Annotated in this window: 20 protein-coding genes and 1 tRNA gene; 7 read left to right on the forward strand and 14 right to left on the reverse strand. The window is 66.7% G+C overall.

Features of this window, described 5'->3' with window-relative positions:
• Positions 1 to 54: 54 nt before the first annotated feature.
• Positions 55 to 768 carry a DUF8020 domain-containing protein gene (locus NM2_RS03365; RefSeq protein ID WP_067663840.1) on the reverse strand — a complete coding sequence of 238 codons (714 nt, stop codon included), beginning with the start codon at positions 766 to 768 and terminating at the stop codon, positions 55 to 57.
• Positions 769 to 1,078: 310 nt separating this feature from the next.
• Between NM2_RS03365 and rfbB the strand changes: the two genes are divergently transcribed.
• Positions 1,079 to 2,080: a dTDP-glucose 4,6-dehydratase gene (rfbB, locus tag NM2_RS03370; protein ID WP_067663843.1), complete on the forward strand. Its 1,002-nt coding sequence runs from the start codon at positions 1,079 to 1,081 to the stop codon at positions 2,078 to 2,080.
• Between the two features lie 24 nt (positions 2,081 to 2,104).
• Here the strand turns inward: rfbB and NM2_RS03375 are convergent, their stop codons facing one another.
• A complete protein-coding gene (locus NM2_RS03375) occupies positions 2,105 to 3,562 on the reverse strand; it encodes a DUF2142 domain-containing protein (RefSeq protein WP_245717823.1) in 1,458 nt (485 codons plus the stop codon).
• A gap of 104 nt (positions 3,563 to 3,666) precedes the next feature.
• Complete coding sequence (locus NM2_RS03380; RefSeq protein WP_067663854.1) at positions 3,667 to 4,632, reverse strand: glycosyltransferase; 966 nt, start codon at positions 4,630 to 4,632, stop codon at positions 3,667 to 3,669.
• A 202-nt stretch (positions 4,633 to 4,834) separates the two neighbouring features.
• Between NM2_RS03380 and NM2_RS03385 the strand changes: the two genes are divergently transcribed.
• Positions 4,835 to 5,326: a GtrA family protein gene (locus NM2_RS03385; RefSeq protein WP_245717824.1), complete on the forward strand. Its 492-nt coding sequence runs from the start codon at positions 4,835 to 4,837 to the stop codon at positions 5,324 to 5,326.
• A gap of 66 nt (positions 5,327 to 5,392) precedes the next feature.
• The gene (locus NM2_RS03390; RefSeq protein WP_084530442.1) at positions 5,393 to 7,288 is read left to right on the forward strand and encodes a glycosyltransferase; all 1,896 of its coding nucleotides are present in this window, start codon (positions 5,393 to 5,395) and stop codon (positions 7,286 to 7,288) included.
• A 93-nt stretch (positions 7,289 to 7,381) separates the two neighbouring features.
• Here the strand turns inward: NM2_RS03390 and NM2_RS03395 are convergent, their stop codons facing one another.
• From NM2_RS03395 to NM2_RS03425, 7 genes are all read right to left on the reverse strand, one after another.
• Complete coding sequence (locus NM2_RS03395; protein ID WP_067663857.1) at positions 7,382 to 7,981, reverse strand: TetR/AcrR family transcriptional regulator; 600 nt, start codon at positions 7,979 to 7,981, stop codon at positions 7,382 to 7,384.
• A 91-nt stretch (positions 7,982 to 8,072) separates the two neighbouring features.
• Entirely contained in the window at positions 8,073 to 8,921 is an 849-nt protein-coding gene (locus NM2_RS03400; RefSeq protein WP_067663860.1) for an SDR family oxidoreductase, read from the reverse strand.
• 633 nt (positions 8,922 to 9,554) lie between these two features.
• On the reverse strand, positions 9,555 to 10,478 hold the full coding sequence (locus NM2_RS51335; protein ID WP_245717825.1) for a hypothetical protein: 924 nt from the start codon (positions 10,476 to 10,478) through the stop codon (positions 9,555 to 9,557).
• A gap of 26 nt (positions 10,479 to 10,504) precedes the next feature.
• Entirely contained in the window at positions 10,505 to 11,458 is a 954-nt protein-coding gene (glfT1, locus tag NM2_RS03410) for a galactofuranosyltransferase GlfT1 (RefSeq protein WP_067663866.1), read from the reverse strand.
• Positions 11,455 to 12,270 (reverse strand): galactan export ABC transporter ATP-binding subunit Wzt/RfbE, encoded by an 816-nt coding sequence (wzt, locus tag NM2_RS03415; RefSeq protein ID WP_067663869.1) that lies wholly within the window; start codon positions 12,268 to 12,270, stop codon positions 11,455 to 11,457. Before wzt ends, glfT1 begins: the two co-directional genes overlap by 4 nt.
• Before the next feature lie 8 nt (positions 12,271 to 12,278).
• Positions 12,279 to 13,172: a galactan export ABC transporter permease subunit Wzm/RfbD gene (gene wzm, locus NM2_RS03420; protein WP_439956831.1), complete on the reverse strand. Its 894-nt coding sequence runs from the start codon at positions 13,170 to 13,172 to the stop codon at positions 12,279 to 12,281.
• A gap of 56 nt (positions 13,173 to 13,228) precedes the next feature.
• Positions 13,229 to 13,819 carry a bacterial proteasome activator family protein gene (locus NM2_RS03425; protein WP_174575595.1) on the reverse strand — a complete coding sequence of 197 codons (591 nt, stop codon included), beginning with the start codon at positions 13,817 to 13,819 and terminating at the stop codon, positions 13,229 to 13,231.
• 412 nt (positions 13,820 to 14,231) lie between these two features.
• On the opposite strand from NM2_RS03425, the gene NM2_RS03430 reads away from it, so the two are divergent.
• Complete coding sequence (locus tag NM2_RS03430; RefSeq protein WP_067663871.1) at positions 14,232 to 15,434, forward strand: cysteine desulfurase-like protein; 1,203 nt, start codon at positions 14,232 to 14,234, stop codon at positions 15,432 to 15,434.
• A 13-nt stretch (positions 15,435 to 15,447) separates the two neighbouring features.
• Here the strand turns inward: NM2_RS03430 and NM2_RS03435 are convergent, their stop codons facing one another.
• Complete coding sequence (locus tag NM2_RS03435) at positions 15,448 to 16,437, reverse strand: NAD(P)H-quinone oxidoreductase (protein ID WP_067664166.1); 990 nt, start codon at positions 16,435 to 16,437, stop codon at positions 15,448 to 15,450.
• Between the two features lie 351 nt (positions 16,438 to 16,788).
• Here NM2_RS03435 and NM2_RS03440 point away from each other — a divergent pair, with 351 nt between their 5' ends.
• Both NM2_RS03440 and NM2_RS03445 read left to right on the forward strand, forming a co-directional pair.
• On the forward strand, positions 16,789 to 17,964 hold the full coding sequence (locus NM2_RS03440) for an alpha-hydroxy-acid oxidizing protein (RefSeq protein ID WP_067663874.1): 1,176 nt from the start codon (positions 16,789 to 16,791) through the stop codon (positions 17,962 to 17,964).
• A gap of 108 nt (positions 17,965 to 18,072) precedes the next feature.
• Positions 18,073 to 18,567: a MarR family winged helix-turn-helix transcriptional regulator gene (locus NM2_RS03445; protein WP_067663877.1), complete on the forward strand. Its 495-nt coding sequence runs from the start codon at positions 18,073 to 18,075 to the stop codon at positions 18,565 to 18,567.
• 73 nt (positions 18,568 to 18,640) lie between these two features.
• Here NM2_RS03445 and NM2_RS03450 read toward each other — a convergent pair whose 3' ends face one another.
• Positions 18,641 to 19,609, reverse strand: a complete 969-nt coding sequence (locus tag NM2_RS03450; RefSeq protein WP_067663880.1) for an alpha/beta hydrolase — start codon at positions 19,607 to 19,609, stop codon at positions 18,641 to 18,643.
• 122 nt (positions 19,610 to 19,731) lie between these two features.
• On the opposite strand from NM2_RS03450, the gene NM2_RS03455 reads away from it, so the two are divergent.
• Complete coding sequence (locus NM2_RS03455) at positions 19,732 to 20,196, forward strand: MarR family winged helix-turn-helix transcriptional regulator (RefSeq protein WP_067663883.1); 465 nt, start codon at positions 19,732 to 19,734, stop codon at positions 20,194 to 20,196.
• 73 nt (positions 20,197 to 20,269) lie between these two features.
• Here the strand turns inward: NM2_RS03455 and NM2_RS03460 are convergent, their stop codons facing one another.
• Both NM2_RS03460 and NM2_RS03465 read right to left on the reverse strand, forming a co-directional pair.
• Entirely contained in the window at positions 20,270 to 20,707 is a 438-nt protein-coding gene (locus tag NM2_RS03460) for an NUDIX hydrolase (RefSeq protein WP_281182382.1), read from the reverse strand.
• A gap of 238 nt (positions 20,708 to 20,945) precedes the next feature.
• A tRNA-Ser gene (locus NM2_RS03465) sits at positions 20,946 to 21,030 on the reverse strand.
• Positions 21,031 to 21,209: the final 179 nt, after the last annotated feature.

Below are 21,209 nucleotides of genomic sequence, written 5' to 3' on the forward strand. Positions count from 1 at the left end.
AAAGCACCCCCGCACTGTCGACTCGTGCGGGGGTGCTGTTCGTCTCGAGCGGTATTACTTGCTCTTGGACGGGGCGAACGGCGCGTTGATCGTGGTGAAGTACTGCGCCGCGGCCAGGATCGCGACCGGGGCGGTCACCAGCAGCTGACCCGCGAGGGTGCCCAGCGCGCCGACGGCGATGATGCCGCCCATGCAGCCGATCACGGCAGCCGGAACGAACGCGCCGAACAGGCCCACGATGGTCGCCGCCGCGACGGTCGCGCCGGCGATACCGCCGAGGACACAACCCACAGCGCCACCGGACAGACCGCCGACCAGGGTGCCGACGGTGGCACCGGTGGAGATGGTGTCCTTCATCCGGTTCCAGGCCGCCTGCTCACGGTCGTACGGGGTCTTCCAGGGCGCGGTGTCCTGGTAGGGCAGGTCGACCGGCTTGTAGACCGCGTGCTGGACGTCGAACTGCGGCGTCAGGGTCGCGGTGTGACCGGCGATGTTCGCCGCGATCGGGAACTCGAAATCGTCCACCCGGAACTTCAGCGGAGTTCCGGCCAGCACGGTGCCGTTGGCGGCCTTGATCTTGAACACGCCGTTCTCGACGTCCATCGAACCGGCATCGGTCTTGATGATGGTCGAGGTCTTGGTGGTGTTGGCCTTGTAGTTGACCGCGCCGTTGTCGGCGGTGGCCGGGGCCGCGTTCACGGTGCCTGCGGTGATGCCGAGCGCGGCGATCAGCAGGGCCGACGTCGCGGCGAATTTCCTCATCAACATGTTTCGTGGAACCTCGGTGGTTTCGAATCGGGGGGACACGGGAATCGAAATCCAGATCAGCTAACGTCCGGTGAATCACCTGTGACCGTTAATTCAAATTCTGTTCACCGAGCGGTACCTGCGGTCTGTGCGATTCCGCAAAATCGCAGCACGCGTGTGGTTTCTGGGACACTATCGGACCGATGATAAAGCATTGTATGTGACCAACATCACACAGCATGAAGGCATTCAGTGCTGGAAACTTGATCTGAATGGGGTATTGACACGACGCGCACTGGGCGTTTCCACCCGGCCGATATGATCGGTGATCATGCGATTGCTCATCACCGGGGGCGCCGGATTCATCGGTGCGAACTTCGTCCGGCAGACCGTTGTGGAACGTCCCGATATCCGTGTGGTGGTACTCGACGCGCTCACCTACGCCGGTAACCGGGCCTCGCTGGATTCGATCGCCGATCGGATCGAGTTCGTCCGCGGGGATATCACCGACGCGGAACTGGTCGATCGCCTGGTCGGTGGCGCGGACGCGGTCGTGCACTTCGCGGCCGAATCGCACAACGACAACTCCCTGGCCCGGCCGTGGCCGTTCGTGCAGACCAATATCGTCGGCACCTATACGCTGCTCGAGGCGGTGCGGCGGCACGACGTGCGATATCACCACATCTCCACCGACGAGGTCTACGGCGACCTGGCCGCCGCCGCCCCGGCATTCACCGAGAACACTCCCTACAATCCGTCCAGTCCTTATTCGGCGTCCAAGGCGTCCAGCGACATGCTCGTCCGGGCCTGGGTGCGCTCGTTCGGCGTCCGCGCGACCATCTCCAACTGCAGTAATAATTACGGGCCGTATCAGCATGTGGAGAAGTTCATTCCCCGCCAGATCACCAATCTCATCGACGGCGTGCGGCCGCGGCTGTACGGCGCGGGGAATCAGATTCGGGACTGGATTCACGTCGAGGACCACAATCGAGCGGTCTGGACGATTCTGGAATTCGGGCGAATCGGACAGACGTATCTGATCGGCGCGAACGGGGAACTCGACAACAAATCCGTGGTACAGCTCATCCTCACCGAATTCGGACGCGATCCCGACGATTTCGACCACGTCACCGATCGGCCCGGCCACGACCGCCGCTATGCCATCGATGCGAGCCTGCTGCGTACCGAACTCGGCTGGGAGCCGCGGTACGCCGATTTCCGCGCCGGGCTGGCCGCCACCATCGGCTGGTATCGCGAGCACGAAACCTGGTGGCGGCCAGGCAAAGCCGACGTCGAAACCGCGTATGCCCAAGCGGGGGAACGGGTTCTGTAATCGTCCCCCGCCGCGTTCGGCGCGTCAGCCCCAGACCATGAAGTGGTACTTCAGGACCGCGGCCACCAGCGCCACGATCGTCGCGACGACGATCACCACGGCCGGGCCGCGCGCCGGTGTGCGGCCCGCGGAGTCGCTCAGCCGCAACGGCATCCAGCGCAGCAGCACCGCCAGGCCGACGATGGCCAGCGGTACGAAGTAGCGTCCCTGCACACCGTCGACGAGGTAGTACCCGACCGGCGAGAAGGACATGTACAACGTCACGTAGATCATCGCGACGCTCGCCACGACCACCAGCGCGACGATCGCGGTGCGCGGGTGCGCCGCGGACATCCGCTCGGCGATCCCGGCGCTCACCGCGAACGCCAGCAGGCAGGCCAGCACCGACAGCGCCGGAACCTCGACGTAGGAGAAGCCGAGCTCACCGAAGAACTGGGTGAACCAGTGCTGATCCCGGAGCCAGACGCTGTGGTAGAAGATCTGCGTGAACTGCCACGGATGGCCGAGGATGAACTGCAGCTGATCGCCCGTCCGCACCGAATACCATTGCGCCCGAGGCCGCATCAGGCCCATCCCGTCACCGGTCGGCGCGGCGATCTTCATCCACGCCGCGAACAGTGCCGCGCCGAGAATCGCGAAGAACCAGGGGATCCAGCGCAACGCGCGGCGGAATCCGTACTGCCGCGCGGGAATCAGCGCGACCAGCATCGCCAGCAGCACGTAGGTCGGTTTGCTCAACGGTAGCGCGATCGTGGCGATCAGGGCCGCGACCACCTCGCCGCGGGACAGCCGCGCGTTCAGGAACAGGCCCTTGACCACCAGGCAGGACACCAGCACGGCCAGCGCGTTGGTGATCGTGTCGGCGGTGACCGTACCGGCCTGGAACAGCGCGATCGGCAGCACCGACACCGTGAACGCCAGCCACTGCACCCGATATCCGCGCAACGCGCGCAGCCCGAAGCCGACCAGCACGAGATAGGCGAGCAGTCCGGCGAGCCTGGTCAGCATGACCGTCTGCCCGACGTTCAGCCCGGTCGCCTCGGCGATGCGCAGGCCCGCGGCCGCGGGCAGGTACGGAACCGGGGAGTAGGCGGCGGTATTGGTGAACCACATCTCCTTGGTCGCCGAGGACACCGGCGCGTCCCCGAGCCGGTTGTACTGCGCACGACCGGCCGACAGCGGCGCGGGCTCGGGCGGTTTGCGGTTGTAGTCCTTGAACGCGTAGTTCATCATCGCGTCGACGCTGACCGGGATCTGCCCGCCGTAGGCCACGCCGCGCGAGTCGGTGATCCGCTGCGGCTCGAATCCGCCGTGCGCGACCTGATAGGCGCGGCCGAATTGGGTGAGTTCGTCGTGTCCCCAGAACGGCGGCGTCACCACGGTGAACACCGCGCCGAAGACCGCGGCGATCAACACGAAGGCCAGCGCGCCCGGGCCCAAGTGTCGCCGCACTCGGCCCAGCATGGCGCTCGCGCGGCTCATTCTGGGTGAATCCGCCTGTGGCGCAGCATCTTCGGGCTTTTCTCCGATGTTCGTCCCGGCGGCGTCGGCGGGCGATCGGTAGGCTTCGGGTTCCGCCTGCGTGGTCATCCGGCCTGCTCGGCACGTTCGGGCACCGGGGTTCCCACCGCCGAATACCGCAGATACATCAGTCTCGCGGCCTCGTGCCGGGACCGGCGGATGCCGTCCAGGATCAGGCCCGCGGTCCAGGCCAGACTGCCCAGCAGCAACAGCGTGAAGGCCAGGAACAGCGTGGGGAATCGCGGCACCGAGTGGATCTGATAGAACTGCACGATGATCGGCACGGTCAGGATGATCGAGATCAGCCAGGCCACCGTGCCGAACAGCCCGTAGAACGCGACCGGGCGCTCGTGCCGGGCCAGGCCGACGATCAGCGCCAGGATCTTGAAACCGTCGTGATAGGTGCGCAGTTTGCTCTCACTGCCCGCCGGGCGATCGCGGAAACCCACCGGGACCTGGGTCTGTGGCACTCGCAGGTGCAGTGAATGCACCGTGAGCTCGGTTTCGATCTCGAATTCGCGCGAGACCGCCGGGAAACTCTTGACGAATCGGCGCGAGAACACCCGATAGCCCGAGAGCATGTCCTCGACGTTATCGCCGAACACCTTGCCCACGACGCCGTTGAGCACCTTGTTGCCCGTTTCGTGACCGGTGCGGTAGGCCGACGCGCCCGCGTCCTCGCGGCGAACGCCCAGTACGTGGTCGTAGGGGCCGGCCAGCAGAGCCTCGATCATCCGGGGCGCGGCGGCGGCGTCGTAGGTGTCGTCGCCGTCGATCATCAGATAGATGTCGGCCTCGATATCGGCGAAGGCACGCCGGACAACGTTGCCTTTCCCCTTGGTCGTCTCGGTACGTACGATCGCGCCCGCCTCGCGGGCCCGGTCGGCGGTGGCATCGGTGCTCAGGTTGTCGTAGACGTAGACGACGATGTCCGGCACGGCAGCCTTGAGGTCCTTGACGACCTTGGCCACCGCGGCCTCCTCGTTATGGCACGGCACCACGGCGGCGATGCGAAATTCGGTGGGGTCCACCCCGTCAATCCCTCGGTATTTTGATCGGCCGACGAAATTACGAACAACGGGAGGCTACAGGGCTCCCACGGGCCCCTCTCCTCGAACCCTGTATACGAGCTGTGCGGCCGAGCCCGGCCCGCGCCGGACCAGGGGCGACCCAGTGGTGGGAGCGCTATTCGTGTGGATCGGGTACCGTCGCCGGGTGTCCCGGAGTGAGACAGTGACCGAGGAAACCGGGAGATCCGGTGATGCCATGCTCGGTAGGTTGATCGCCGCATTGCGTACCGGCGGAGCATTTCTGGTGGTCGGTGCGATCGGGTTCCTGGTCGACGCGGGTACCTACAACCTGCTGGTGTTCTGGGGCGGTCACGGCGTGCTGTACCACTCGCCGCTGGTCGCGAAGATCATCGCGATCGCGGTCGCGACCGTCGTCACCTATTTCGGCAACAAATGGTGGACGTTCGCGCACAAGAAGGGCGGCAGCGCGGCGCGCGAATACGTGCTGTACACGGTGTTCAATCTGATCGCCATCGCGTTGCAGCTCGGCTGCCTGGGGTTTTCCCGGTACGTGCTGCACCTGTCGACGCCGCTGTCGGACAACATTTCGGGCACACTCATCGGTCAGATCGTGGCCGTGATTTTTCGCTATTGGGCATACGACAAATTCGTGTTCACCGGTGCGTCGGCGACCCAGCCCGCCACGGATGCGTGAGTCGGCGATAATGGTTGCCGCCGCACAGGAAACACCTAGCAGACGAAACACAGAGGGAAATCCAGTATGGAACAGTCGGCTGGCCAGGCCGTGACCGAGAACGAACGCCCCGCCCCCGAGGTGCGGGCCGCGGAAAACCTGGCCCCGGACCGGATGGTGCTGGCGCGCGGCGTGTTCACCGGCCCGGCGCCCAAGATCAGCGACGAACTGTACGCGGTGGTCAAAGGCAAATCACAGCGCGAGCGACTGTCGTTACGGCTGGACAAGGGCGCGAGCGCGCACACCAACACCTATTTCGGCCGGTTCGCGGCCAGTTACTGGCAGCGCTGGACGACCGTGACCGAGGTCGAGGTCGCGATGACCCTCGAGGTTGGTGATCGGGCGCGCATTCGTCTGGCGGCGTCCGATATCGCCGGGCATCGCCGCATCATCGACTCCGCCGACGTGTCCGGCGACGGCCGGGTGGTGCTGCGCGCACCGCTGGACCAGTACGTCGACGGTGGTGCGCTGTGGCTCGAATTCGACGCTGTCGGTGGGGAACTCGGCATCACCGAACTGGCCTGGAGCGCGCCCGCGCCCGAACGCGTTCGTCCGGTGGCCATCGCGATCTGCACGTTCAACCGCGCGCAGGACTGCGCGCACACCGTCGCCGCGCTGGCCTCGGATCCGGTGGTGCTGTCCGCGCTGACCGCGGTGTACGTCGTGGATCAGGGCACCGACCTGGTCGAGAACCGCCCGCTGTATCAGGAGACCGCGCCGCGGTTCGGCGAGAAGCTGCACTACATCCGCCAGCCCAATCTCGGTGGCGCGGGCGGGTTCACCCGCGGACTGTACGAGGTGTCCGCGTCGGGCAGCTTCGCCGGTTCGGAGCACGCCGACATCATCCTGATGGACGACGACATTCTCTGCGAGCCGGAAACCGTTGTGCGACTTCGGGCTTTCGCCAATCTGACCGTGGAGCCGACGCTGGTCGGCGCGCAGATGCTGTTCCTGCTCAACCCCGACTACCTGAACGTCGGCGCGGAGGAGGTGCATCTGGGCGAGCTGAAGCATGGGCAGAAGGTGCCCAAGGCGCTGCGCAACACCAGCATGCTCAAGCGCAATCAGGAGCGTCGCGTCGACGCCGGCTACAACGCCTGGTGGACCTGCCTGATCCCGGCCGAGGTGGTGGACCGGATCGGACTTCCGGTGCCCGTCTTCTTCCAGTGGGACGACGTGGAATACGGCATCCGGGCCCGCGAGGCGGGTTTCGTGACGGTGACGCTGCCGAACGCCGCGGTGTGGCACGCGGACTTCTACTGGAAGGATTACGACGACTGGGCGCGCTATTTCAGCATGCGCAATTCGCTCATCGTCGGATCGATGCACGCCGATCTGGATCCCAAGGCGGTCACCCGCCAGCTGTTCCAGACCCTGGCCGAACATCTCGTCGCGATGCAGTACGGCCTGGTGCACACCACGTTGCAGGGCATCGAGGATTTCCTGAAGGGCCCGAAGGTGTTGCGGGACGGCGGAATCGACGCCCTCGCCGCCGCGCGCGGCACTCGCTCGGAGTACGAGGAGACGGTCAAGCATCCGGCCGCGACGGCCCCCGTCCGGTCCGCCGACATCCAGGTGCGCCGCGATACCGGAGAACCCAGCCGGCCCATGCTGGTGCTGGTCAAGCGCGCGATCCAGCAGTGGACCGGCCGCACCCAGCCCGGCCTCAAGGCCATCACCCGTGAGGACGCGCACTGGTGGCACGTGGCGCTGTTCGACCACGTCATGGTCACCGACGCCTCGCAGTCCGGTGTGCGAATCCGCAAGCGCGACAAGGCCAAGGCCCGCGCCCTGCTGCTGCGCACCATCCGCGTCCTGCGCCGCCTGCGCCGCGACCTGCCAGCCCTGAGCCGGCAGTACCGAGCCGCCATGCCCGAACTCACCAGCCGCGAGAATTGGGAACGCCTCTACGGCATCAAGTAATTTCCGCCTCCCGGCGGGCCGGGGCCCTCGTGGCCCCGGCCAGGAGTCGGCGTTGTCCGGGGTAGGCGTTCCTGGGTGCTGTGAGGGTCTGGCTCAGCGGCCAGTTCGCTTGGCGGTCAGCAGGATTCGGGCCGACTCCGCGATGTCTGCTGCCAGCCAAGGGGGTAGTTCCCCTTGGCGGGCGTGGCGGCGGAGGGTGGCGCCGGGGAGGTCGACTACGGCATTGGCTACGCGGTCCAGGTCGCGGGGGGCGGTGCTGTGGAAGAGTTCTCGGGTGAGGCGTTGGATGTGGGCGAACAGGGGGGCGTTCATCTCGTCGAGGCGGTGGCGCAGGTCGGATTCCGGTTCGCCGTCGAGCAGGTCGCGGGGGCGCAGCTGCAGGAGGAGTCTCGCGTCTTCCGGGAGGGCGCGGGCGAAATCTATTGTGGCAACGGCCATTCCGATCGCGGCCTCGAGCGGGTCGGGATGTTCCGCGGCGGTCAGGGCGCGGGCCTGGAAGCGTTCCAGGGCCCGGACCCACGTCGCGACCAGGACGCCGTTGCGATTGCCGAAGCGGTGGTAGAGCGTGCCCACCGGCGCGCCGCTGGCCGTCGCGATCGCGGCGACGCTGGCCGCGCGCGGGCCGTCCCGCAGCACCAGGCTGCGGGCGGCGTCCAGGATCGCGTCGGTGTCGTGCTTGCGGGGCGGGGCCATCTACCAGTGCGTTCCTCGGTTTCGGAAGTCTGACGGCACCCCAGACTAGTCCGGCCCGGATCCCGCACGAGGTCCGGGCGCGGCCTGGCGATTAGAGGAACAGGTCGGTGGTGAGCGGACCGTCGCCGGGGGTCACCCGGTACTTGTCCAGGTCGGTGATGCCGTGTTGGGCGAGCACCTCGTCATCGATGTAGAAGTTGCCGGTGGTGCTCTTGGCAGGGGAGGTCAGCACCAGGTACGCGGCGTCGGCGTAGATGTCGGGGGTGCGGGAGGAGGAGACCATCTCGTCGCCGCCGAGCAGATTGCGGACCGCGGCGGTGGCGATGGTGGTGCGCGGCCACAGCGAGTTCACCCCGATGCCGTACTTGCGCAGTTCCTCGGCCAAACCCAGTGTGGTGAGCGACATTCCGTACTTGGCGATGGTGTAGCCGAGCGAGGCCCCGGCCCACTTCGGGTCCAGGTTCAACGGCGGCGAAAGGGTCAGGATGTGCGGGTTGCGATCGGCCTCGGCCGAGGCCCGCAACGCCGGAATGCTCAGTTTGGACAGCAGGAAACTGCCGCGGCAGTTGATGTCCTGCATCAGGTCGTACTTCTTCATCGCGAGCTGCTCGGTGGGCGCGAGATCGATCGCCGAGGCGTTGTTCACCACGAGGTCGATACCGCCGAACCGCTCGACGGTCTCCTGCACCGCGCGGGCGACGCCCTCGTCGTCGCGCACATCGCCGACGAATTTGTGCACCGCCCCGCCGGCTTGTTCGAGTTCCGCGGCGGCGGTGTGGATGGTGCCGGGCAACTTGGGATGCGGCTGATCTGTCTTGGCGATCAGGGTGATGTTGGCCCCGTCGGCGGCGGCACGCTTGGCGATCTCGAGTCCGATACCCCGGCTGCCGCCGGACATGATCATGGTTCTGCCCGATAGCGGCTTTGCTGCGTTCGTCATGCCTGTCTCCAATCTTCTCGGCGTCGCTCCCCTTCGATGATCTCGAACGAGCCGCCGCCGGTTGTCCGGATCGACTGAATCGCACAGTAGGCCACGCTCGGTGTATATGCAATCAGTTGCATATAAAGTCACACTGTGCGAATTGGACCCGATTGCCCGACCGGGTATGACGAAATCGAATGCTGGACAACAAGAGTCACCGGTGCACAGGCCGCCGATGTTGGTATCCGCCCGCGGCGGCGCGCATGCGAGAGCCCGGTGGGTGTCGCGATATCTGCGCCGCGTCCATACGGATCGCGCGGGCCGGGACCCAGCCGGTATCGAACAGCCGTGCTCACCCAGCGAAAAAACGGCTGTAGCCAGCCGTGTGGACAGGGGGCCGCGTCGACGGCGAGAACGTCGCCGGCGACCGGGCCAGTAGGGCGGTCCGGTGCCGGCGCGCGGGACTCAGCGCGACGGGAAGCCGAGGGAGATATGTGCGGCGACGGGGGTCGCCTCACCACCTCGCAGCCCGGCCACCACTGTCCGGAAATTCGCCTTCACGTATCTCACCTCCTGCTCTTCACTGGCTGCTGAACTGTGATACCTACTGTCGCAGTCCATTACGCGGACCGCAACGGAATTTCGCGTCGGCTACGCGGCCAGGCCGACGATGAGCTCGAGCAGGATCAGCGCCGCCACGATGCCCCAGATGATGTACATGGCCGTGACGCCGGGCGTCTTCTGCGGCACCGGCCCGATGGCGCCCTGGAACATCCACATCACCGGTGAGCGGTAGTAGACCTTGGTGCTCTGTCCGTCGGCGACGGGCACGACCGCGTCGCCCGGGCCGTAATCCCAGAGCCATTTGGTCTTGACCTGCACATGGTACTGGCCCGCACCGACGGGGATATGCGTTGTGCCCCAACGTGATCCGGGCACCTCCTGCCCGTTCAGCAGAATCCGCGGACTGCTCAGCGCGAGCAGGATCTGCAGCGGGTAGTACGACGACTCCACCACGATTCCCGGCGGTCCGGGCTGGGGCTGGAAGACAGCACCCTGCGGCGCAACGTAATTCGGCTGCGGGTACGGATAGGGATTCGCCGGTGCGCCGCCGAACTGCTGCGGCACACCGGGATTCGGCGCACCGTAACCCTGCTGTGGGTACCCCTGCTGCGGAACGCCTTGCTGCGGGTAACCCGGCTGCGAAGTGCCTTGCTGGTCATACCCCTGCTGCGGAACGCCTTGCTGCGGATATCCCGGTTGTGATGTGCCCGGCTGGGGATACCCGGGCTGCGGAACACCCTGCTGTGGATGACCCGGCTGGGGAATTCCGGGTGACGAAACGTTGTGCGGCTGTGGATAACCGGGCTGCTGATAGCCGACCTGCGGATACCCGGGCGTGGAATTACCCTGCGGCTGTGGGTAACCCGGCTGCGCGGCTGCCGCCTGACCCGGCTGTGCAGCACTCTGAGGACTGTGCCCATTGGACGATTGCGGGGCATCCGGACCGGGCTGTGGGCTGCTCGGCTGCCAGGGCCGGCCGTAGGGTGATTGTCCGCCGTAGGGATTGCTCACGGCCGTGCCTCCAAGAAAATGCTGGTCTATCCAGGTTTGTGGAATTGCTCGCGCCGCCCGAGTCGCCGCAGGCGCAACCATTCTCGCAGACCCGCCGGATCTTTCTGCTGCACAAGGAAGAACCAGGAGAACCGGGCCCACTCCTGCGGCAGCAGCTTGCGCATACCCGGCTGCGACATGAGATATCCGCGATTGCGGTAGGTGAAGTACCGCTTCACCGGATCGTCCGGATACTGGGTGTGCATGCGGCCGCCCAGAATCGGCTTGAACTCCGCGGATCCGTTGGGATGCAGATAGGCCGTGCGCAGACAGGTACCGAACGGCAGACCCGACCGCACCAGCCGCCGATGCACCTCCACCTCGTCACCGCGCACGAACAACCGCAGATCCGGCACGCCGATCACATCGACCGCGCGGGCGGAGATCAGCGCGCCGTTGAACAGCGAGGCGATACCGGGCAGCAGATCCTCGTCGCCGTCCGCGGAGGTGTACAGCTCCGAACGCCGCCGCCGCCACACCACCCCGCGGCGCAGCGGGAAGGCCAGCTGATCCGGATCGTCGATATCGCACACCACCGGGGACACCTCGGCCAGGCCGTGCGCCGTCGCGCAGTCGGCCAGCGTGGCCAGCACCTCGGGCCCCTCGGGACGTCCGTCGTCGTCGGCCAGCCACACCCAGTCCGCGCCGAGCGTCAGCGCGTGCAGCATGCCCAGCGCGAAACCGCCCGCGCCGCCGAGGTTGTGTTCGGACCCCAGATAGGTCGACTCCACCGGCTGCTCGCGCACCAGCTCGCCGACCTCTGGCTCGTTGGCGTTGTCCACGACGATGAGGTGATCGATCGGACGCGTCTGCGCGGTGAGTACCTTCAACGATTCGGCGAGTAGTTCGCGACGCTTGTGCGTGACGACCACCGCGACGATCCGGGACGTCGAATCGGGGCCGGTCAGCCGCACACCCTCACCCGAGACCTGATCACTCATGAACGATTGTGCTCCAGTTCCCGTGCGAGTTCGCGCTGTATCTGGGCGACATGGTCACCGGCCTCCGGACCCTCGTAGGCCCGCACCACTTCCTCGATGCCGCCGCGCATCCGCACCGTGCCGTGATCGATCCAGATCGCGGAATCGCAGAGCTGAGCGAGGAATTCGTTGGAATGGCTGCAGAACACGAGGATGCCCGAGCGAGCCACCAGATCGCGCAGCCGGTTGCGCGCCTTCTTCAGGAATTCCGCGTCGACCGCGCCGATGCCCTCGTCCAGCAGCAGGATCTCCGGGTCGATGGAGGTCACCACGCCCATCGCCAGCCGCACCCGCATACCGGTCGAATAGGTGCGCAGCGGCATGTTCAGGTATTCGCCGAGTTCGGTGAATTCGGCGATCTCGTCCACCTTCGCCAGCATCTGCTTGCGCGTCTGCCCGAGGAACAGCCCGCGGATGATGATGTTCTCGTAGCCGGAGATCTCCGGGTCCATCCCGACGCCCAGATCGAAGACCGGCGCCACCCGTCCGCGCACCTGCGCACTGCCGCGGGTGGGTTCGTAGATGCCCGAAAGCAGCCGCAGCAGAGTCGATTTGCCCGCGCCGTTGTGCCCGACGAGCCCGACGCGGTCGCCCTCGCGGAAGGACAGGGTGATCTCGCGCAACGCCTCGACCACCACCACGTCGGATTGATTGCGTCCGATCGCGCCGCCCGCCTTGCCCAGGAACGCCTTCTTCAGCGATCGCGACTTGGCGTCGAAGATCGGGAATTCCACCCATGCGTCATGGGTATCGATGCTCACTCGCTCGGTCATGTGGCCCTTTACACCCAGTACGGGACGCGAGAACGGAATTGCTTCATGGCAAGTAGCGCCACTGCCCAGCCCACCACGGTGATGCCCAGCACCACAACCCAGCTCAGCAGGCTCGACGGCTCGCCGAGCAGCGGCGCGCGCACGATCTCCAGATAGTGGTAGGTGGGAATGATCTCGATCAGCCGGGCGCGTTCGCCGATCGAACCGGTGTGGTCGGCGAGCGATTTGGTATTCCACATCACCGGTGTCAGCACGAACAGCATCAGCGTCATACTGCTCAGGATCGGCGCGATATCCCGGTAGCGGGTGGCGAAGATGCCGAACACCAGCGAGACCCACATCGCGTTGAGGAAGATCAGCGCGATCGCCGGAATCGCCAGCAGCACAGTCCAATGCAGGTGATGCCACAGGCCCGAGGCCGGGATCAGAATCGCGTAGATGATCAGGTTGTGGGCGAAGAAGAGCAACTGCCGCCACACCAACCGGTAGACGTGCACGCTCAGCGCCGAGGGGAGTTGTTTGATCAACCCCTCGTTGGCGATGAAGATCTCCGAACCTTCCAGAATGCTGTTCTGGATGATGTTCCAGGTGATCAGGCCGACCGTCACATAGGCCACGTACGCGCGTAGATCCTGACCGAGCAGCGTCGAGTACAGGATCGCCATCGCGCCCGCCTGCACCGCGGTCGCGATGGTGATCCAGAACGGGCCGAGCACCGATCTGCGGTATCGCTGTTTGATGTCCTGCCAGCCCAGGGACAGCCATAGCTCGCGCTGGGAGAAGCCGTCGCGCAGATCCTTGAACGCACGCCGGAACGATTGGGAGTCGGACACTATGGGTACCGAGACGTCGGCCGGGCTCTGCTCGGCGGTCGCCGACTCGGCAGGGGCAGCTGCGGGCACAGTGCTCGACTGTAGCCGACGGTGCACGGCGGTCTGCAGGTACGGAGTAGATCCGGCTACAGGTACTGCCCGGAGACTCCCGAAGAACCCTGCTGACCTCCGTCGCGGGGAGCGTGCATCCCCGGCGGCAGCGCGTGCCGCATCTGCTCGAGCTGCGCGCGCGCGGCCATCTGCTGGGCGAACAGCGCGGTCTGGATGCCGTGGAACAACCCCTCCAGCCAGCCGACCAGCTGCGCCTGGGCGATGCGCAATTCGGCGTCGGACGGGATGGTGTCGTCGCCGAACGGCAGCGCCAGCCGCTCGAGTTCCTCGCGCAACTCCGGTGCCAGGCCCTGTTCGAGTTCGCGGATCGAGGTCTTGTGGATCTCGCGCAGCCGGGTGCGGCTGGCATCGTCCAGCGGCGCGTGCCGCACCTCCTCCAGCAGCTGTTTGATCATGGTGCCGATCCGCATGACCTTGGCGGGCTGCTCGACCATGTCGGCCAGCGACTCCTCCTTGCTCTGCTCGTCGTCGTCCCCGGCAGCGCCCTCGCCGACCACCTGCCCGGCGAACGGCGATTCACCCCGGGAGCTGGCGGGGACGACCAGCGGCTGGCCGTCGGGTCCGATCACCACGATGGATTCCGATTCTCCGTCCGAGTGCGTCATGGCCTCCATCATGTCCGGTTCGGTCGCGACGCGCTAAGCGGGCCGACGACACAACCCCCAGCGCACCCAGTTCCGATACCCCGGACAACACCGACGCCGCGAACAGCCGGAGCGGAGCGGAGGCCGCAGGCGCAAGCACGAGTGCCCGACAGGGGGCCGAGCGGTGAGACTCTCCGGGGCCGCGAACACGCCGGAGCGGAGCGGAGGCCAAGAATTCAGTATTCTGTTGCGGTCGTGTCCGCATCGTATGTGGTGCTCGGTTTGCTGAAAGTCGGTTACCCATGTTGCGTGATCTCCCACCCGGTAATCCGCTCGGCGCGGGTTCCGCGGCGCTGCGCTCATTCGTCGGCGACCGGTCGTTTGCCGTGAACACGGTTACGCCGACTTGCCCCCTGCGCTTAGAGTGGCCTGCATGACTTACGACGTCGCACGGGTTCGGGGCCTGATACCGTCCCTGGGCGACGGGTGGATCCATCTCGACCCACAGGCAGGCATGCTTGTTCCGGATTCGGTATCGCGTGCTGTCTCAACGGGTTTCCGCACGTCGGCCAACTCGCACACCAATCGCCACGCCGCCGCCCGGCGTAGCGGCGCCATCCTGGACGCGGCCCGCGAGGCCGTCGCGGACCTGGTCGGTGGTGATCCGGCGGGTGTGGTGCTCGGCCCGGATCGGGCGGTCCTGCTGGCCTGGCTCGCCGAATCGCTGAGTTCCCGGCTCGGACTGGGCACCGGGATCGTGCTTTCGCGCCTGGACGACGAGGCGAACGTCGCGCCGTGGCTGCGGATCGCGAATCGGTATGGGGCGCATGTGCGCTGGGCCGAGGTGGAGATCGAGACCTGCGAGATGCCCGCCTGGCAGTTCGAGGAGTTGATCGGGCCGACCGCACGTCTGGTCGCGTTGACCGCCGCCTCGCCGATCGTGGGTTCGGCCCCGTCGGTGCGGGTGGCCGCGGATCGCGTGCACGAGGTCGGCGGGTTGCTGGTCGCCGACTGCTTCGGCGCGGCACCCTATGCGCTGATCGATATCGACGACCTCAATGCCGATGTGGTGGCGTTGTCGGCTCCGGCGTGGGGCGGTCCGCAGATCGGCGCGCTGGTCTTCCGCGATCCGGCCTTCCTGGACCGGATCCCGTCGATGTCGCTGAATCCGTACGCCAAGGGCGCCGAACGGCTCGAGGTCGGCGGGCACCAGTACGCGTTGCTGGCCGGGCTCACCACCTCGATCGACTATCTGGCCGGTCTGGACGAGCAGGCCACCGGCACCCGGCGTGAGCGGCTCGAGATGTCGATCACCTCACTGCAGGACTACCACGATCACCTGTTCGAGCACCTCATGGAGGTGCTCGATCGCATCCCGAACCTGACCGTCATCGGCCGCGCGTCCACCCGCATCCCGACGGTGAGTTTCACCATCTCCGGATTGCAGGCCGAGAAGGTGTCCGCCAAACTCGCCGATCTGCGCATCGGCACACTGTCCGGCGCGCACGGCGGCAGCCGTCTGCTGGACGCGCTGGGCGTGAACGACGAGGGCGGCGCGGTCACCATCGGATTGGCCCCGTACACAACGAAATTCGAGATCGATCAGCTGGGCCGGGCGCTCACCTCGCTGGACTGAAACAGCTTCGGGGTCAGTCCTCGCGGATTCGCAGGATGACCTTGCCGACGGTTTCCGCGGAATTCAGCAGTTCGTGGGCGGCGGCGACCTCGGTGACGGGGAGTTCGGCGTGCACGACCGGGACCACGGTGCCCTCGGCGATCAGCGGCCAGAGGTGGCGGCGCAGTTCGGTGATGACCTCGGCCTTGCTGGATGGTCCGGTTGCCGGGCGTTTGCGCAGATTGGTGGCGTGCACGGTGCCGCGCTTGCCCAGCAGCGTGGACAGGTTCATCTCGGCCTTGACGCCGCCCTGCATGCCGATGACGCACAACTGGCCGTCATCGGCGAGGGCCTCGATATTGCGGCCCAGGTAGGCCGCGCCCATATTGTCGAGGATGACGTCCGCGCCGCCGGATTCGGCGAGTGTGGCGACGAAATCCTCCTCGCGGTAATTGATCAGGATGCTCGCGCCGAATTCCTTGCAGCGGTCCAGTTTTCCCTGCGACCCGGCCGTCACCGCGACCCGCGCACCCCGGCTGACCGCCACCTGAATGGCGTGCGTCCCGATCCCGCTGCCGCCGCCGTGGATCAGCAGCAGCTGCCCGGCGTGCAGCCCGGCCCGCATCACCAGATTCGACCAGACGGTCGCCGCGACCTCCGGAAGTGCCGCTGCCACAGCGAGATCCATCCCCTCGGGTACCGGCAGCAGCTGCGTCGCCGGGACCACGACCTGCTCGGCGTACCCGCCCCCGGACAGCAGCGCGCACACCCGATCGCCGGGCCGCCACTCCCGCACGCCGTCCCCCACCTGCGCGATCACACCCGAGCACTCCAGCCCGAGCACCTCGCTGGCCCCCGGCGGCGGCGGATAGAACCCCTGCCGCTGCAACAGATCCGCTCGGTTCACCCCCGCCGCGACAACGTCGATCAGAACCTCCCCGGTCCCCGGACCGGGCAGATCAGGGGCCTGCGCCCACCGCATCACCTCGGGTCCACCGAAGCCGTCCAGCTCGATCGCATACATGACGCTCATTGTGGACTCCGTTCGCCTCCGGTGCGGTCCCGGGGTTCACCGGGCGTGCCATCGCCGGGCGGAGTATCCGCGGACTCGCAGGTGGTGTCCGTCGCGAAGTCCAGGGGGCTTGCGCCGCTTCGCGTCGTCCGATGTGCCCGATTGCCGGGTTTCGTCCGGAAAGTGGGGAGCGTCGCCGGATCCGCGGATGAGTTCGGCCGCATGGTTCGGGACCGCATCGGGATGCGCTGCCGGGCGGCACAGCCGGACCGAAGTCTTGTCGGTGCGGGCCGCGAGAGCAGGAGATCTTCGAATCCGCCGGTCGCGTGCCGCGGTCGGACGCGGCGGACTAGCGTTCCCGGCATGAGCAGTTTCGCCGACTTCCAGAACGAGATCTATCTGGCCGGGTTGTCCGGTGTGGTGCCGGATCTGCCGATGTCCGCCGCGGGGTTGGAGCGGCGGGCGCGTGAGCAGCTGGATGCGGTGGCCTATGCGTATGTGGCGGGCAGTGCGTCGGCGGAGCGGACCGCGGCGGCCAATGCGGCGGCCTTCGATCGGCATCGGCTGCTGCCGCGGATGTGGCGCGGGACGAGCGGTCCGGGCGGGCGGGATCTGTCGGTGGAGGTGCTGGGCACGAAGCTGGCCGCGCCGGTGCTCACCGCGCCGATCGGCGTGCTGGAACTGCTGCGCGAGCAGGGCGAGAAGCTGGTCGCGGAGGTCACTCGGGAATTGGGCGTCGGCATGGTCCTGTCGACCGCGTCGTCCACGCCGATCGAGGAGGTCGGCGCGGCCGCGGGCGCGTGGTGGTACCAGCTGTACTGGCCCGGCGATCACGAGCTGGCCCGCTCACTGGTCGAACGTGCCGAAGCGGCCGGGGCGCGAGCCATCGTGGTCACCGCCGACACTCCCGGAATGGGTTGGCGGCCACGCGATCTCGAACTCGGCCATCTGCCTTTCCTGCAGGCCAAGGGCATCGCGAACTATCTGTCCGACCCGGTTTTCCGCGCCAGACTCGCCACCCCGCCGGAGCGGAGCGAGGAAGCGATGCGGATGGCCGTGCTGACCTGGGTGGGACTGTTCGGCAATCACACCCTGCGTCCCGCGGACCTCGGTCGGCTGCGCGAATGGACCGATCTGCCGATCGCGGTGAAGGGCGTGCTGCATCCCACCGACGCCCGCGAACTGGTCGACGCGGGCGCGGACGCGATCGTGGTGAGCAATCACGGCGGCCGTCAGGTCGACGGTTCGATCGCGGCGCTGGACGCCCTGCCCGAGGTCGTCGCGTCGATCGGCGATCGCGCCGACGTCCTGTTCGATTCCGGCGTGCGCACCGGCTCGGACGTCATGATCGCCCTGGCCCTCGGGGCCAGGGCCGTGCTCTACGGACGTCCGTGGGCATACGGCCTGGGCCTGGCCGGTCGCGACGGCGTACGTCACGCGCTGCGCCTGCTGCTGGCCGATTTCGATGCGTCGATGGGACTTTCGGGCTATGCCCGCCCCGCCGACCTGGATCGCGGTGTCCTGGCGCGGGCACACTGAACCCTTCACTCAGCTGGCGGTGTGCTTCGCGGCGCGGGTACTGCGGTGCGGCGATCGAGCGGCCACCGAGATGGCGGTGCTGATCGGCTCGGCCAATAGACTGTGCGGATGATCGAGGAACCGAGCAGTCACACGGCGGTGGAACCGAGGTGGCTCAGCTCGGACGAGCAGCGGGCGTGGCGCGTCTACATGGACGGCCACCAGCGCCTGATGGCGGAACTGAATCGTCAGCTCCAGCGCGACAGCGACCTGAGCGTCGCCGAGTACCGCATCCTGGTCCTGCTGTCCGAGGCCCCCGACCGCTCCCTCCGGATGAGCGATCTGGCCGACGGCGTCCTGTCCTCCAGAAGCCGTCTGACACACCAGATCCGGCGTATGGAAACCGCGGGCCTGGTCCGCCGCACCTCCTGCGAGGAGGATGGCCGAGGCGTCCGCGCCCACCTCACCGACCCGGGCATGGACCGGCTCCGCGCCGCCTCCGCCGGCCACGTGACCGAGGTCCGCCGAGATTTCGTAGACCTGCTCACCCCCACCCAACTCCGCGTCATCGCCGAGGTCTTCGAACTCGTCGACGCCGAACTCTCCACGCGCACAACGAAGTAGGAAATACCGCCTTCGAAAAAATGCCCGGCGGTCCGGGCGAGGCTGTTCCGGACCGCCGGGCGCTGTGCCGTGATCAGTTGGTGCCCAGGGCATTCCGGAGGGTGGTGATGGCTTGGGTGATGGCGGCTTCGGCGGCGTGGGTGCCGCGCAGGGCGTTGAGCATGACGAAGTCGTGAATGATGCCCTGGTAGCGGATGGCGGTGACCGGGACGCCTGCTTGGCGGAGTTTGTTGGCGTACGCCTCGCCCTCGTCGCGCAGGACGTCGGCCTCGCCGGTGATGACCAGCGCCGGGGGGAGTCCGGCGAGTTGGTCCAGGGTGGCGCGCAGCGGTGAGGCGGTGATCTGGGCCCGTTCGGTCTCGTCGGTGGTGTACTGGTCCCAGAACCACTGCATCCCTTCGCGAGCGAGGAAGTAGCCCTCGGCGAACTGGTGGTAGGAACCGGTGTCGAAGCCGGCATCGGTGACCGGGTAGAACAGCACCTGCGCGACCAGCGGAACGTCGCCGCGCTCCTTGGCCATCAGGGTGAGCGCTGCGGTCATATTGCCGCCGACGCTGTCACCGGCCACGGCGATCCGGGTGGCATCCAGATTCTTACCAGCGCCCTCGGCGACGACCCACTGTGCGACCGCGTAGTTCTGCTCGATCGCGACGGGGTAGCGGGCTTCGGGCGAGCGGTCGTACTCGGGGAAGACCACGGCCGCGTTCGCGCCGACCGCGAGCTCGCGGACCAGTCGATCGTGGGTGTGCGCGTCACCGAAAACCCAACCCGCCCCGTGGATGTAGATGATGACCGGCAGCGTCCCCGCGACACCGGCGGGCCGCACGATCCGAGCCTTGACCGAACCGGTCGGCCCCCCGCTCACGCTCACCCATTCCTCGTCGACCGCGGGCTTCGCGATCTCCCCGGCCTGAACCTCGTCGACGGTCTTGCGCCCCTCCTCGACGGACAGCTGATAAAGGAACGGCGGCTTCGAAGTGGCCTGGGCGAACTCGGCCGCGGCCTGCTCCAGCACCGGCGCGACGGGTGTGTACTCCGACATGGTGTTCCTCCTCCGCGAGACCCCCGGTGGACCCCGCTGCCAAAAAGCTAGCGCACGATTACCTCGTGCACAAGTAAAATGCCAGCGTTGAAATTGTCCGATAGGTAACGTACCTTCGGCAGATGACCAGGAACATCGGCGAGGATCCGCCCCGGGAGTTCTCCCTGCTCCTGGACGACCAACTCTGCTTCGCCCTCTACGCCGCCTCCCGCGCCGTCACCCAGCGCTACCGCCCCCTCCTGGAGAGCCTCGGCCTCACCTACCCGCAATACCTGGTCCTACTCGTCCTCTGGGAACACGACACCGTCCCCGTCAAGGACATCGGCGCAGCCCTCCAACTCGACTACGGCACGTTGACTCCGCTCGTGAAACGTTTGGAGACAGCAGGTTTCGTCCGCCGCGATCGCGACCCCGAAGACGAACGAACCGTCCGAGTCAGCCTCACCGACCGCGGCGCCGACCTACGCACCCGAGCCCGCGAAGTCCCCGCCGCCATGGGCGCGGCCATGGCCCTACCGGAAAAGGACTTCGCCGAAGCCAGGCGAATCCTGCGCCAGTTGACGATCAACGTCTCGACCCAACCCTGATCCGAGTCCAGTCCGCCCGCTGGAAGCCGAACCCTGAGCACGCCGCTCTGTCGTATCCCGAGTGTGTTCGTTCCTACAGCGATTGATACGCGGCAAGCACCTGCCGGACCGCATCCGTCACCGGCGGGTCCTCGGTGAGTGCCGTCCAGGCATATGCGTCATGTTCCTGGAGCTGCACAGGATCATCGCTGGCGACGTTGACTGCAAAGTTGAACTGCCGCGCCGTCTTACCGCTGCCCGATCGATAGTCGAAGCTGCCGAGGTAGTTCCTCACGGCGGCGACCTCGAGACCGGTCTCCTCCCTGACCTCCCGTACCAGGGCTTCGTCGAGGCTTTCGCCGAGTTCGACCTTGCCGCTGGGCAGTTCCCAGATGCCACCCATGAAGTCGTCCTCGGGTCGCTGAAGCAACAGCACCCTGTCGGTGTGCTGGACAACAGCACCGACAACGAGTTGCTGGATGCCGTCGCTATTCGCTTCGGCGGTAAGTCGTTCGATCAGGACGGAGTCCACGAAATTCATCCTTCAGAGTTGCTGGGTGAGGCTGTTCGGCTGCGCACTCGACCTCGACAAGCGGCGGATCGTGGTGTCACGATCGGCATCGTCGGTCACAGGGCGCGGCGTCATGGAGACCGATACGAAGAACCACACCACTCGCTGGTGCCGTTCCGGAATTTTCGGCTGGCTGGTCCGCTGCGGGGCGTCCCCTGGAAAACCGACGCCGAAGAAGGTGGAAACAAACCCTCACCTGCGGTGGGTGTGGGATTTGAACCCACGGTGGCGTGAACCACGACGGTTTTCAAGACCGTTCCCTTAGGCCGCTCGGGCAACCCACCTCGCCTCGCGGGGAACGAGGCCGTTTCAGCGTAGCGGCGGGAGGGGCGGGTTGCCGAATCGGTGGTTCCGAATGGTCGAAGCCTCGGTGCGCCTCACAAGAATGATTCAGGGGGTTCTGGCAGGATGTCCGCCATGAGACGCCGTTCGAACCGGCGTCGGTTAGCCGGCGCTCTCGCGT

This window comes from Nocardia miyunensis NBRC 108239, from assembly GCF_001613065.1.
Classification (GTDB): Bacteria; Actinomycetota; Actinomycetes; order Mycobacteriales; family Mycobacteriaceae; genus Nocardia; species Nocardia miyunensis.